The organism is Kribbella sp. CA-245084, from assembly GCF_050942355.1.
Taxonomy (GTDB): Bacteria; Actinomycetota; Actinomycetes; order Propionibacteriales; family Kribbellaceae; genus Kribbella.
Genome location: NZ_CP192053.1, coordinates 8,051,790 through 8,064,024, shown reverse-complemented (window position 1 = coordinate 8,064,024; position 12,235 = coordinate 8,051,790). Strand labels below are relative to the sequence as shown.

Genomic DNA, 12,235 nt, shown 5'->3' with positions numbered 1-12,235 from the left:
ATGCCTGATGCCGCGCCTCGCCTGCTGGTTGCTCTCTACGGGCCGACCTCGGCGGGCAAGACCGCGGTGTCGGTCGACCTGTGTCTGCGGATCCAGGACGAGCTCGGTCTGCCGACGATGGTTGTCTCCGCGGACTCGCGGCAGGTGTACCGGTACATGGACATCGGCACCAGCAAGACGACACCGGAAGAGATGCGCGGCATCCCGCACACGATGATCGACGTCACCGAGCCGGTGCGGAAGCTCGAGCTGGAGACGTTCGTCTCACAGGCGCGCGGGCACATGGAGCAGACCTGGGCGTCCGGCGGCGTGCCGGTGATCGTCGGGGGTACGAGCGTCTACGTTCGCTCGCTGCTCGAGGGCTGGGAGGTGGATGCGGTCGCCGAGGCGCGGAACGCGATCCGCCGCGATTTCCCGCGCAGCATGGCCGAGGACGCGTACGCCGTACTCAGCCGGCTCGACCCGAAGGGCGCCGCGAAGATCCACGAGAACAACTACGACGCGATCGTGAACGCGCTGGCACGGGCCATGGGCAACGATCCCGAGCGGGCGGTCGCACCGGCCACCCGACAGGTCGTGTTCTCGGTCGACCGGTCCGCGAGCGAGATCGACCAGCGCGTCGCCGCGACGTACGACCATCAGGTCGAGCGCGGGCTCCGCGACGAGGTCCTCGGGCTCGACGAGCGGTACGACCTCCTCCCGCAGTACCGCCGGCTGGGGCAGAAGTCGCCGAACCAGGTCGTCCACACCCACGGCTACACCGAGTGGTTCGACGTCGCGCTGGATCGCGGCAAGTCGGTCGAGAACCTGAACGCGGACGACATGGTCGAGGTTCGCAAGCGGGTGGTCGAACGGATCCAGACCCACACCCGCCGCCAGCGCGCGGCCATCCCCAAACTCACCGGCGTACGCCCGGCCCGCAACGCCAACGACGCCTTCACCGCAGTGAAGTCAGCCCTCGAAGCCGCCCCGGCCGCTGGGGCCACGGGCAGCAAGCCCGCCAACTCGGGAGGCAAGCCCGCCAACTCCGGCGGCAAGCCTGCCAAGTCGAGCAGCAAGGCCGGCGCCTCGGGCGGCAAGCGTGCCGGTGGCCGGTCGGGCCGCGGCGCGCAGCCTGGTCAGTCGGGCCGGCCCGACTCCAAACGCGGCTCCCGCCGCCGCTGACCCGAACGTGAGCCGGGGCGGACCGTTCCACGGTCGCCCCGGCAGAGTGTCGCAGGGTTGCTACTTGCTCTTGCCGTCCTTGCCCTTTTCCTTGTTCGCCTTGATGATGGCGCGGCCGGCCTGGGTGTTCGGATTCGGGTTGCGCTTCTGGTCGGCCTGGTTGCGGGCCTGACCGTACTGGTGCTTGGTCTCGGTGCCCTTGCCCTTGCCCTTGTGCTCCCTGGCCTTGCCGTCTTTACCTGTTGCCATCGTCTATCCCTCCTGGCATGGCCGCAGTCCGCGGCTCATGGTTGGTCGTTGTCTGTCAGCAGCTGTGATGCAGCGGGCTAGCGGTCCTGGCCCTGACCGCCCTTGCCCTTGCTGCCGGGGCGATGCGTTGTCGGGTACAGGACCGGCTGGTCGTTGCCCGTCGAGCCCGAGCCCTTCCCGCCCTTGCCGCCGCCTTTGCTGCCCTTGCTTTCCTTGCTGCCGTACGACGCCACGTGTTACCCCTCTTCGCTGCGAGCCGCGGCGCGGCTCGGGACTGTTGTGCAGAAGCAGACGCCGCTGACCGGCTACGGGTTCCCCTCCGGTTCGGCGCGTTGGAAACATAACTGCGCCCAGGGTTCACTCCCCGTTCAGCCGGACCTGGGTGCTGGCAGACCTGACCCAGCCGGTCGGATAAAGTTCACGCGTGGTCAACGTCGCCGCTGTCAACGTGCTTGCCGAGCTTGGTGCGACGACCTGGACGGCGCCGCGGGGAGTCGGGTACGAGACTGTCCTGGAGGGGGTCCGGCAGTCGATCGGCATCTACACGCAGTGGATCTCGACCGAGGAACAGTCGGACGAGCCCAACACCGACACGATCGCGCTCTGGCGGGTGGATCAGCTGTCCTGGGCGACCCGCGGGCAGGAACTCACCCCGTTGGACACCCGTGCGACCGAGAGCCTCCGCGCCGATGCCGACGACCTCCTCGCGGACGATGACGACGAGGACGAGGATGATGACGCCGACGAGGAGTCGGACGACGACGGCGACGAGACGGATGACGAGGCGCAGGGACGATCGTGATCGCACCGTGGGGGACTGCAGCAACCAGCGACGATGAACATCTGCTCGACGAGGCCGAGAGCGGGCGGATCTTCCGTGACCGGATCGTCCCCGACCAGCTGACCGGCGTACCGCAGGAGCAGCCGATCGTGGTGTTCGTCGGCGGTCAGCCCGGTGACGGCAAGGCCTCGATCACTGCGCTGGCGAAGGCGGTGCTGCAGCGCCGTGGACGCCCGGTCGTGATCAGCGCCCTGACCTACGAGCCGTACCACCCGGACTTCTACGAGCCGATCACCGACGTACCCCCGGCGGCCGGCAGGTACGTCGCCGCCGACGGCCTGCGCTGGCTCGCGCTGGCCGAGGAACTGGTCATCCGGGAGCGGTACGACGTGATCGTCGAGACGGAGCTCGCCGACGCGGACGTCTTCGCCGCGTCGGCCACCCGGTTCAAGGCGGCCGGCTATCAGGTCGAGATCGCGCTCCTCGCAGTACACGAGGCGCGGAGCCGGCTGGGCGTCCTCGAGCGGCACATCCGGGCGCTGGAGAAGTTCGGCTTCGGCCGGCTGGTCGAGCAGAGCGCTCACGATGCCGGCTATGCGGGAGTGCTGCGGGCGGCCGAGCTGATCGACGCGGGGCAATGGGCCGACCGCGTCGGCATACTGCGACCGGACGGGCAGCTGGTGTACGGCAATCAGCGCGACGACAACGGTGGCTGGCAGCAACAGGCTCGAACCGCGGACGCGATCACCTGGGAGCGCGAGCGCGCGTGGACCGTGCTCGAGTCGAGGTACTTCCTGGAGTCCCTGGCGCAGGTCGAGCCGCTGGGGCTCGTCGCACCGGTGCAGTGGATCCGGGACGAGGCTGTCGAGGGCACCCGGGCGGTGACGGCGATGGGTCGGGCGCTGTTGCACCCTGACGCGGTGACACTGCACATCGCGACCGCCGGGACCAAGGTGTAGGAGATGTCGCCCACATCCTGACCACCCGTCACGCCGGGGGCGGCGCGCAGCGATTACCGTGGTGGGTCCTCAGGATGGAGGCGGGACACGGTGTCACAGTCGGTCAATGCGCTGCTACAGCAGGATTCGGAGCTGCTCTGGCATCCCTACTCGTCGCTGACCGCGCCGTCGCCGGTGCGGCTGGTCCGCGGGGCGTCCGGCGTACGGCTGCAGCTCGACGACGGCGCCGGCGGGACCGTCGAGGCGATCGACGCGATGGCGTCCTGGTGGTGCATGATCCACGGCTACCGGAACCCGGTGCTGGATGCCGCGGTGAAGAGCCAGGTCGATGACTTCAGCCACGTGATGTTCGGCGGGCTGACGCACGAGCCGGCCATCCGGCTGGCCGAGCGGCTGGTGGAGATCACGCCCGCACCGCTCCAGCACGTGTTCTTCTGCGACTCGGGCTCGGTCTCGGTCGAGGTCGCGATCAAGCTCGCGCTGCAGTACCAGGTTGCCCGCGGCAACAATGGCCGGACCCGGATGCTGACTGTGCGCGGCGGCTACCACGGCGACACCTTCGCCCCGATGAGCGTCTGTGACCCGGTCAACGGCATGCATTCGCTGTTCACCGGCGCTCTTCAGGAACAGGTGTTCGGGCCCCAACCCCCAGCCGACTTCGACCGTCCTACTGACGATCCCGAGCTGCAGGCCTGGGCCGCTGCTGTTGCCGCGCTCGCCGAGCAGCACGCCGAGGAGATCGCCGGGATCATCGTGGAGCCTGTGTTACAGGGCGCCGGCGGCATGTATCCGTACAGCCCAGCCTGCCTGCAGGTACTGCGTGAGCTCGCCGACCGCCACGGCTTCCTCCTGATCCTCGACGAGATCGCCACCGGCTTCGGCCGCACCGGCACGCTCTTCGCCTCCGAACACGCCGACGTCGAGCCCGACATCCTCTGCGTAGGTAAGGCCCTGACCGGCGGCTACCTCACCCTCGCAGCCATGCTCTGTACGACGGACGTCGCGCGAACGGTCTCCGACGGCCCAGGCGGCGCCCTGATGCACGGCCCCACCTTCATGGCGAATCCGCTGGCCTGCGCGGTCGCCCTGGCCTCGATCGAACTGCTGTTGTCCCAGGACTGGGCGGCTCGCGTCGGTGCGATTTCCGCAGGATTGTCGTCCGGGCTGGCCGGGGCGCGGGAGTTGCCTGTGGTGAAGGACGTGCGCGTGCTGGGCGCGGTCGGCGTCGTACAACTCGGTGGGCCGGTGGATCTGCCACGGATGACGGAGGCCGCCTTGCGGCGCGGGGTGTGGGTGCGGCCGTTCCGCGACCTCGTCTACACGATGCCGCCGTACGTGTGCACCGACGAGGAGATCGCGACCATCGCGGCGGGGATCACCGCTGCGATCGAGGAGGCCGGCTGATGCTCGAGGACTGGCTCGCCCCGAAGGCGGTCGCGTTGGAGTCCCGCGGCCTGACCCGACGCCTCCGCCCCCGGCCCGCCGACGAGGACCTGATCGACCTCGCGGGCAACGACTACCTGGGCCTCTCGCGGGATCCCCGGGTCATCGAGGCCGCCGCCGAGGCTGTCCGCGTGTGGGGCACCGGCTCGACCGCCTCCCGCCTCGTCACCGGTACGACGGCGTTGCACGAGCAGCTGGAATCCGAGCTGGCCGCGTACGCCGGCCAGGAGTCCGCGCTCGTCTTCTCCTCCGGCTACCTCGCCAACCTCGGCGTGGTCACCGCCCTCGGCGGCCCCGGCACCCTTCTGGTCTCCGACGAACACGTCCACGCCTCCCTCGTCGACGCCTGCCGCCTGTCCCGCTCCCGCGTCGAGATCGTCCCGCACAACGACGTCGAGGCCGTCGAGAAGGTGCTTGCCGAGCGCAACGAACCGCACGCGGTGGTGATGACCGAGTCCGTCTTCTCCGTCCTCAGCGACGAGGCTCCGCTGATGGCCCTGGCCGCGACGGCCCGCACCCACAACGCCGTCCTCCTAGTCGACGAGGCCCACGGCCTGGGCGTCACCGGCAACGGCCACGGCTCCGTCCACGCCCACAATCTGGCCGGGCTCGACCACGTCGTCATCACCATGACACTGTCCAAGTCCATGGCCTCCCAAGGCGGCGTGGTCCTGGGCCCCCAGATCCTCCGAAACCACCTCATCAACCGCTCCCGCCCCTTCATCTACGACACCGCCCTCAACCCGGCCGCCTGCGCCGCAGCCCTCGCAGCCCTCGAGGTGCTGATCGCCGAGCCCGACCGTCCCGCCGCCATTCACGCCGCCACCGCCCACCTCGCCGCCGCCTGCACCGCCGCCCTCCCACCCGACCGGTCGATCACCCCCGGCGCCGGACCGGTCGTCTCCGTCCCCATGCCCGGCCCGCAGCAGGCCGTTGAGGCTGCGGACGTGTGCCGACGCAATGGCGTACGCGTCGGGAGCTTCAGACCGCCTTCGGTGCCGGACGGAATCTCTCGCCTGCGGCTGACCGCTCACGCAGGTCTGTCCAGCGCCGACCTCGACCGTGCGTGCGCGGTGATTGTTGACGCGATCGGGCAGGTCTCATGATCCTGCTCATCACCGGCACCGATACCGGCGTCGGGAAGACCGTTACGACGGCTGCCTTGGCGGTCCGTGCTGTTGGGTCGGTTGCTGTTGTGAAGCCGGCGCAGACCGGAGTCGCGCCGGACGAGCAGGGGGATCTCGACGACATTCACCGGCTGAGCGGGCTGACCAAACTGCACGAGGGCATCCGGCTGCGCGATCCGTTGGCGCCGACGACCGCGGCGCGCCGGGAAGGCGTCAGGTTGCCCCCGGTTGCCGTGCACGCCAAGGCGATCGACGAGCTGGCCCGGACGAACGACACCGTGCTGGTCGAGGGCGCGGGCGGGATCCTCGTCGGGCTGGATGCTGAGGGCAACAACCTTGCGGACCTTGCCGGGCATCTGACGACACCGTTCGGTTTCGTCGTTGTCGCGCGGGCCGGTCTCGGGACGCTGAACCACGCCGGGCTGACCGTCGAAGCGTTGCGGTCGCGGGGACTGCCGATCGAGGGACTGGTGATCGGCTCGTTGCCCGCAGAGCCGGATCTCGCCGAGGAGTGCAACCTGGAGGATCTGCCCGCGGTCACCGGCGTGCCGGTGATCGGCCGGATTCCTGCCGGTGCGGGATCGCTCGACCAGGAAGCGTTCAAGGCTGCCGCCCCGAGTTGGTTCGAGTGAGCGGTTGCCCGGCCCGGTACGACGAGGCGCTGGGGTACTGGGTTGTCGACGATCCGGCGTTGGCGCGTGAGGTGTTGCTGGATCCGGAGACGTTCCGGCCGGACAACGCCGTACTCGCGCACACCCCGCTGTCGGTGAAGGCGTTGCGGGTGCTGTCGGGGGTCGGGTTCGCGCTGCCGCCGACGCTGGCGAACAACGCGGGGGAGTCCCATCGGCCGATCCGGGCTGCTGTTGCTCGGTTTTTCAGCCCTGCTCGGGTCGCTGCCGTTGAGCCGCTGACCAGAGAGCTGACGTCCGCGCGGGTCTCGGAGGCCTCGGCGCGTCTCGCGGCCGGTGAACAGGTGGACCTCGTGCAGGCGATTGCCGCGGAGCCGCCGGCGCTCGTCGTACTGCAGCTGCTCGGTATGCGCGAGGTCGACGTACCTGCGTTGAAGGCCTGGAGTCTGGACTCGCTTGAGCTGTTCTGGGGGTGGCCGGACGAGGATCGGCAGTTGGAGTTGGCTCACAGTGCGGCCGAGTTCTACGCCTGGTTGCGCGCCCGGACGACTTCTGCCCGGCTCGAGCCCGCCGACGATCTGTTCGGTGCGCTTGTCACTCTCGGCCTGACCGACGAGGAGATCTGCGCTGTCGCTTACTTCCTGCTGATCGCCGGCCAGGAGACCACCACCCAACTCATCTCCACCGCCTTCCACCACACCCTGGTCGCACCGGATCGGGCTGACCTGGGTGAGTTGGTCGAGCGGACGCTGGCGGATGCATCCTCGGTGCCGACCTGGCGGCGGGTCACCTCCGGCCCGGCGACCGTGGGCGACGTGGACCTTCCCGCGGGCGCGCCGGTTCTGCTCGGGCTTTCCGGACATGGCGGGCCGGCTGACCTTGCGTTCGGGATCGGTGTCCACCGCTGCCTCGGCGCGGGGCTGGCTCGGCTCGAGGCTCGGGTCGCGTTGGAATGTGCTCAGGGGCTGTTGGCTCGTGTGCGGTTGGTGGAGGAGCCGCCGATGATCGAGCTGCTCTCGTTCCGGGCCCCGAAGCGTCTCCTGGTTGTAACGGACGGTAACACCGAGGACAACTGTCCCCACTAGCGTCGCGTCTCGTGACCTCAACCTCCCGCCGTCGCGTGCGGCTGTGGTTCGGACCGCACCAGATCGCCGACTACATCGGCGACCAGCCCGGCGCGTCCCGCCACGAGGCCGCGATGCGGCGCCGATTCCCCGGGCTGGAGATCACCAACGACCCGTTGCCGGTGACCGCGCGTCCAGCGGATTACAGCCCAGCTGACCTGCACCGATAGGCTTTGCCAGGTGACGCAGCATGAGTTGGTCCTGGTTGTCGACTTCGGAGCGCAGTATGCGCAGCTGATCGCGCGTCGCGTGCGCGAAGCGAAGGTGTACTCCGAGATCGTGCCGCACTCGATGCCGGTCGAGGAGATGCTGGCGCGCGAGCCGAAGGCGATCATCCTGTCCGGCGGCCCGCAGTCGGTGTACGCCGAGGGCGCGCCGCGGGTCGAGACCCGGCTGTTCGAGGCCGGCGTACCGGCGTTCGGGATCTGCTACGGGTTCCAGGCGATGGCGCAGACGCTCGGCGGCGACGTCCGGCGTACCGGACTGCGCGAGTTCGGCCGTACGCCGGTCACCGTCAGCGAGCCGGGCACGCTCCTCGCGGACATCCCCGAGGACCTGAACGTGTGGATGTCGCACGGCGACGCAGTACATGCGCCGCCCGCCGGGTTCGCCGTACTCGCAGCGTCCGAGGGTGCGCCGGTCGCGGCGTTCGAGGACCTGGACCGGCGTCTGGCCGGTGTGCAGTGGCACCCGGAGGTCCTGCACTCGCAGGCCGGGCAGGCTGTGCTGGAGCACTTCCTCTACGAGATCGCCGGCTGTTCCGGCGACTGGACCACTACGAACGTCGTCGACGAGCAGGTCGAGCTGATCCGGGAGCAGGTCGGCGACAAGCAGGTGCTGTGCGCGCTGTCCGGCGGCGTCGACTCCGCGGTCGCGGCGGCCCTGGTCCACAAGGCGATCGGCGACCAGCTGACCTGCGTGTACGTCGACCACGGCCTGCAGCGGGCCGGTGAGTCCGAGCAGATCGAGAAGGACTTCGTCGCCGCGATCGGGATCCGGCTCGAGGCGATCGACGCCGAGGAGCAGTTCCTGACCGCGCTCGCAGGGGTGACCGATCCGGAGCAGAAGCGGAAGATCGTCGGCCGGGAGTTCATCCGGACGTTCGAGGCGACCGCACGCAAGGTGGACGCCGAGCGGCACATCGAGTTCCTGGTCCAGGGCACGCTGTATCCGGACGTGGTCGAGTCCGGCGGCGGCACCGGCGCGGCGAACATCAAGTCGCATCACAACGTCGGCGGTCTGCCCGACGACCTGCAGTTCAGCCTGATCGAGCCGCTGCGGACGCTGTTCAAGGATGAGGTCCGCGAGCTCGGCCTGGCGCTCGGCCTGCCCGAGACGATGGTCTACCGACACCCGTTCCCGGGTCCCGGCCTGAGCATCCGGATCATCGGCGAGGTCACCCGCGAGCGGCTCGACATCCTCCGCGCGGCCGATCTGATCGCCCGCACCGAGCTGACCGCGGCCGGCCTCGATCGCGAGATCTGGCAGTTCCCGGTGGTCCTGCTGGCCGACGTACGCTCGGTCGGCGTCCAGGGCGACGGCCGCACCTACGGGCATCCCGTCGTACTGCGTCCTGTCACCAGCGAGGACGCGATGACCGCCGACTGGGCCCGCTTGCCGTACGACGTGATCGAACGCATCTCGACCCGCATCACCAACGAGGTCGACGAGATCAACCGAGTCACTGTCGACGTCACGAGCAAGCCCCCGGGCACGATCGAGTGGGAGTAATTCGTCACAGCGGGTGAACCGGGCGGCTGTTATCGTCGAACAGTCGCCTACTGACCACGGTGGGTGACTTCCTCGGGGGAGGGGGTCGTGGTGTTCCGCATTCATTTCGAATGCTCGGACCTGGCCAGGACGACGATCGCGCAGCGGCCGGATCCGTTGTGGGAGGTCCTGCTCGGGCTTCATATCCTGCAAGGGAATGAGGAGCCGGAGGTCTTCGGGGCTTGGCGGGAGCGGGCTCGGTCCCGCTTGAGTGCGCTCGAGCAGGAATTGCTCGCGTTGACGCCGCCGGTCGGGTACTCGCCGGATTTCCTTACGCCGCGTGCGGCGGCGGACGGACTTGACGCGGGGTTGACTGCGGTCGCGGCAACGCCGGCTGTTCAGTTGAGGTCGGAGCTGCGGCGGTTGTCGGACAGCGTGCGGTTGCCGGGCTGGACCCGGCGGCTCGCGACCGGTGACACCAAGGTGATGACGCGGCTCGTGCATGGGCTGCGTTCGTTCCACCGGACCAAGATCGCGCCGCAGATGCCGATGATCGTGACCACGATCCAGCCGGCCGTTGCTCGACACAACGACACTGTGGCCAGCAACGGATTCGAGTCGCTGATCCCGGAGCTGCATCAGTCGCTGCGCTGGGCGGCGCCGGTGCTCTCGGTGGACACGCCGCACATCGACCGCGACCTCTACCTGAACGGCCGCGGCCTGCGATTGGTGCCGTCGTTCTTCTGCTGGAAGTACCCGATGATGCTGCTCGATCCTTCATTGCCGCCGGTGCTGGTGTATCCGGTGCGGCCCGACCCCGGTCAGCCGGAAGTCGTCGTCCGGCGCCCCGATCGCGAGCGCGCGGTCGCCGATCTGCTCGGGAAGACCAGAGCGCTTGTTCTGAAGGGCATCTCGGTCGGCGCGTGCTCGACCAGTGAGCTGGCGGCGCGCGTCGGCATCTCACTGGCGTCGGCCAGCGAGCACGCGCGGATCCTCCACGACACAGGGCTCGTCACCACGCATCGAATCGGAAGCTCCGTCCGGCACAGCCTCAACCCGGTCGGCGCCGATGTTTTGTCGGGTATCCGCACCTGAATGTTCGTCCGGAGTTCGTGACGGCGGCGTACCTTTCCGTTAGGGGAGGTGGGGGACATGGCTCTCACGGTGGGCACGTTCAACCTGAACAACCTGTTCGACCGGTGGAACTTCGAGGGTGCGGTCGACGTGCTGGCGAGCGGGACCGGATCGGTGCCGGCGACGTACACGTTCGACGACGAGCATCGGCGGCGGTTGCAGCTCGACGGGAACGGCAAGCTGCTGACGGCGAAGAAGCCCGAGGACACCAACCGGGTGGCGGAGCGATTGCTCGGCGCGGACGTCGATGTCTGGATCGTGCAGGAGATCGAGAACGTCGACGTACTGCGCGAGTTCAACCGCGACCACCTGAACGGGACGTATCAGCACGTGATGGTGATCGACGGCAACGACTCGACGCGGTTCATCGATATCGGGCTGCTGTCGCGCCGTCCTCTTGGTGGGGTGACGAGCTATCAGCGGACGTTCCATCCCGACGTACCGGATCGGCCGATCTTCTCGCGTGATCTGGTCGAGGCGGAGATCCTGGACGCTCGCGGGCGGAAGATCCTGACGGTGTTCGGTACGCACCTGAAGTCGAAGTTCGTCGACTTCAAGGTGGCGGACCAGGCTGCGGCCGAGGCGGCGGCGCAACTCCTGCGGACGCAGCAGGCCGAGACGATCGTGCGGATCATGGGGTCGCGGATGAGCACGCGTCAGCGTTACCTGCTGTGCGGCGACATGAACGACACCCCGGACTCGTCCGCGTTGGTCGCCTACGAGAAGGCCGGACTTGTCAGCGCGCTGACGGCGCCGACCGAGGTGGGCACCGTGCAGACGACGGTCGAGTTGCCGGCGAGCCCGGCGTGGACGTCGACGTTCAAGGAGTCGGGGCAGCCGCGGTCGTTCGACCTGATCGACCAGATCTGGTTGTCGCCGGCGCTGGCGCCGCGGTTGACGGGGTCGTTCATCGGGCGTCGCCGCAAGCTGGCGCGGGACGGGACGGATCACGACCCGGCTTGGATCTCCCTTGATCTATAGGGGTTTCATCGCCTCGATGCCGTCGAGGAGGCGGTCCAGGCCGTAGCGGTACGAGTCAGCGGCAGTTGACTCGTACCCCTTCGCGTGCCAGATCGCCGTCATCGCGGGATGCCTGTCGACGTCGAAGTACGTCTCCCACAGGTCGTTGCGCTCGAACCACCAGGCGTCGTTGGTCTGCCCCGTGGTGCGCTCGACCAGTCGGCTCTCCGCCTCGAGGTGAGCCGCGGAGTCGACGTACGTCGTGATGGCGAGGGCAGCGGTGTTCGTCTCGGTCGCGCTGAGGCCGAGGCCGAGCACTGCGGACAGCAGGTACTCGCGGCCGGCCAGCATGCCCGGCCCGACCGGCGGACGGATCGTCGAGACCTGCGACAGCCACAGGTGCTGCTGGAACATCGCGCGGGTCTGCTGTGAGTAGATCTCCACCTGCTCGCGCCAGTCCTCGGGGCGTGCCGTATCTGGGCCGGGGAGCTCGCGTTCGACGAGCACCTGGTCGACCATCAGGTCAAGCAGCTCGTCCTTCGACGGCACGTAGGTGTACAGCGTCATCGTGCCGACGCCGAGCTCCTTGGCGAGCCCGCCCATCGACGCTGCTGCGAGTCCTTGCTGGTCCGCCAAACGGATGCCTGCCTGCACGACGTCGTCCACGTTGAGCGACGGTCGCCGACCCGCGCCCCGCCGCTGACCCGCGCCGTGCGTCTGGCCCGCGCCGTGCTGCTCGCTCGCGCCGTGCTGCTGGCCCGTGCCGTGCTGCTGGCCCGTGCCGCGCTGGCTGGCCGGGTCGTTCGCGGTCGGTTCCGCCGCGGGGCGGCGGTGGTTGCGCCATAGCAACGCCAGCGTCTTGTCTGGCTGACCCTGACCGCTCCGCCGCTCGCTCACGCCGACAACGATAGGCGCTCGGTTGAATTCTCGTATACCCTACGAGAATTGTCGATAA

At 68.8% G+C, this 12,235-nt stretch carries 14 protein-coding genes; 11 read left to right on the top strand and 3 right to left on the bottom strand.

The features are described 5' to 3' along the window. Positions 1-1,164 carry a tRNA (adenosine(37)-N6)-dimethylallyltransferase gene (locus tag ACQPYH_RS38575; RefSeq protein ID WP_432882036.1) on the top strand — a complete coding sequence of 388 codons (1,164 nt, stop codon included), beginning with the start codon at positions 1-3 and terminating at the stop codon, positions 1,162-1,164. A gap of 60 nt (positions 1,165-1,224) precedes the next feature. Here the strand turns inward: ACQPYH_RS38575 and ACQPYH_RS38570 are convergent, their stop codons facing one another. Both ACQPYH_RS38570 and ACQPYH_RS38565 read right to left on the bottom strand, forming a co-directional pair. After that, a complete protein-coding gene (locus ACQPYH_RS38570; protein WP_432882033.1) occupies positions 1,225-1,413 on the bottom strand; it encodes a hypothetical protein in 189 nt (62 codons plus the stop codon). 77 nt (positions 1,414-1,490) lie between these two features. After that, positions 1,491-1,646, bottom strand: a complete 156-nt coding sequence (locus ACQPYH_RS38565; protein ID WP_432882031.1) for a hypothetical protein — start codon at positions 1,644-1,646, stop codon at positions 1,491-1,493. Positions 1,647-1,837: 191 nt separating this feature from the next. Between ACQPYH_RS38565 and ACQPYH_RS38560 the strand changes: the two genes are divergently transcribed. The 10 genes from ACQPYH_RS38560 to ACQPYH_RS38515 all read left to right on the top strand — a co-directional run bounded on the left by ACQPYH_RS38560 (position 1,838) and on the right by ACQPYH_RS38515 (position 11,301). After that, positions 1,838-2,215: a hypothetical protein gene (locus tag ACQPYH_RS38560; RefSeq protein WP_432882028.1), complete on the top strand. Its 378-nt coding sequence runs from the start codon at positions 1,838-1,840 to the stop codon at positions 2,213-2,215. Beyond that, on the top strand, positions 2,212-3,153 hold the full coding sequence (locus ACQPYH_RS38555; RefSeq protein WP_432882026.1) for a zeta toxin family protein: 942 nt from the start codon (positions 2,212-2,214) through the stop codon (positions 3,151-3,153). Before ACQPYH_RS38560 ends, ACQPYH_RS38555 begins: the two co-directional genes overlap by 4 nt. Positions 3,154-3,285: 132 nt before the next feature. Continuing rightward, positions 3,286-4,557 carry an adenosylmethionine--8-amino-7-oxononanoate transaminase gene (gene bioA / locus ACQPYH_RS38550; protein WP_432894583.1) on the top strand — a complete coding sequence of 424 codons (1,272 nt, stop codon included), beginning with the start codon at positions 3,286-3,288 and terminating at the stop codon, positions 4,555-4,557. Beyond that, complete coding sequence (locus ACQPYH_RS38545) at positions 4,557-5,702, top strand: 8-amino-7-oxononanoate synthase (RefSeq protein ID WP_432882024.1); 1,146 nt, start codon at positions 4,557-4,559, stop codon at positions 5,700-5,702. The genes bioA and ACQPYH_RS38545 overlap by 1 nt, the downstream gene beginning before the upstream one ends. Then, positions 5,699-6,355, top strand: coding sequence for a dethiobiotin synthase (gene bioD / locus ACQPYH_RS38540; RefSeq protein ID WP_432882021.1), 657 nt, complete (start codon positions 5,699-5,701; stop codon positions 6,353-6,355). The genes ACQPYH_RS38545 and bioD overlap by 4 nt, the downstream gene beginning before the upstream one ends. Next, complete coding sequence (locus ACQPYH_RS38535) at positions 6,352-7,437, top strand: hypothetical protein (RefSeq protein WP_432882019.1); 1,086 nt, start codon at positions 6,352-6,354, stop codon at positions 7,435-7,437. The genes bioD and ACQPYH_RS38535 overlap by 4 nt, the downstream gene beginning before the upstream one ends. An 11-nt stretch (positions 7,438-7,448) precedes the next feature. Beyond that, complete coding sequence (locus ACQPYH_RS38530) at positions 7,449-7,646, top strand: hypothetical protein (RefSeq protein WP_432882016.1); 198 nt, start codon at positions 7,449-7,451, stop codon at positions 7,644-7,646. Between the two features lie 10 nt (positions 7,647-7,656). Then, positions 7,657-9,207: a glutamine-hydrolyzing GMP synthase gene (guaA, locus tag ACQPYH_RS38525; RefSeq protein ID WP_432882013.1), complete on the top strand. Its 1,551-nt coding sequence runs from the start codon at positions 7,657-7,659 to the stop codon at positions 9,205-9,207. Between the two features lie 87 nt (positions 9,208-9,294). Continuing rightward, positions 9,295-10,281 (top strand): ArsR/SmtB family transcription factor, encoded by a 987-nt coding sequence (locus ACQPYH_RS38520; RefSeq protein ID WP_432882011.1) that lies wholly within the window; start codon positions 9,295-9,297, stop codon positions 10,279-10,281. A 57-nt stretch (positions 10,282-10,338) separates the two neighbouring features. After that, positions 10,339-11,301 carry an endonuclease/exonuclease/phosphatase family protein gene (locus ACQPYH_RS38515; RefSeq protein WP_432882009.1) on the top strand — a complete coding sequence of 321 codons (963 nt, stop codon included), beginning with the start codon at positions 10,339-10,341 and terminating at the stop codon, positions 11,299-11,301. On the opposite strand, the gene ACQPYH_RS38510 is transcribed toward ACQPYH_RS38515, so the two are convergent. After that, a complete protein-coding gene (locus ACQPYH_RS38510; RefSeq protein ID WP_432882006.1) occupies positions 11,296-12,177 on the bottom strand; it encodes a TetR/AcrR family transcriptional regulator in 882 nt (293 codons plus the stop codon). The two genes, ACQPYH_RS38515 and ACQPYH_RS38510, sit on opposite strands and share 6 nt — an antisense overlap. Between the last annotated feature and the right edge of the window lie 58 nt (positions 12,178-12,235).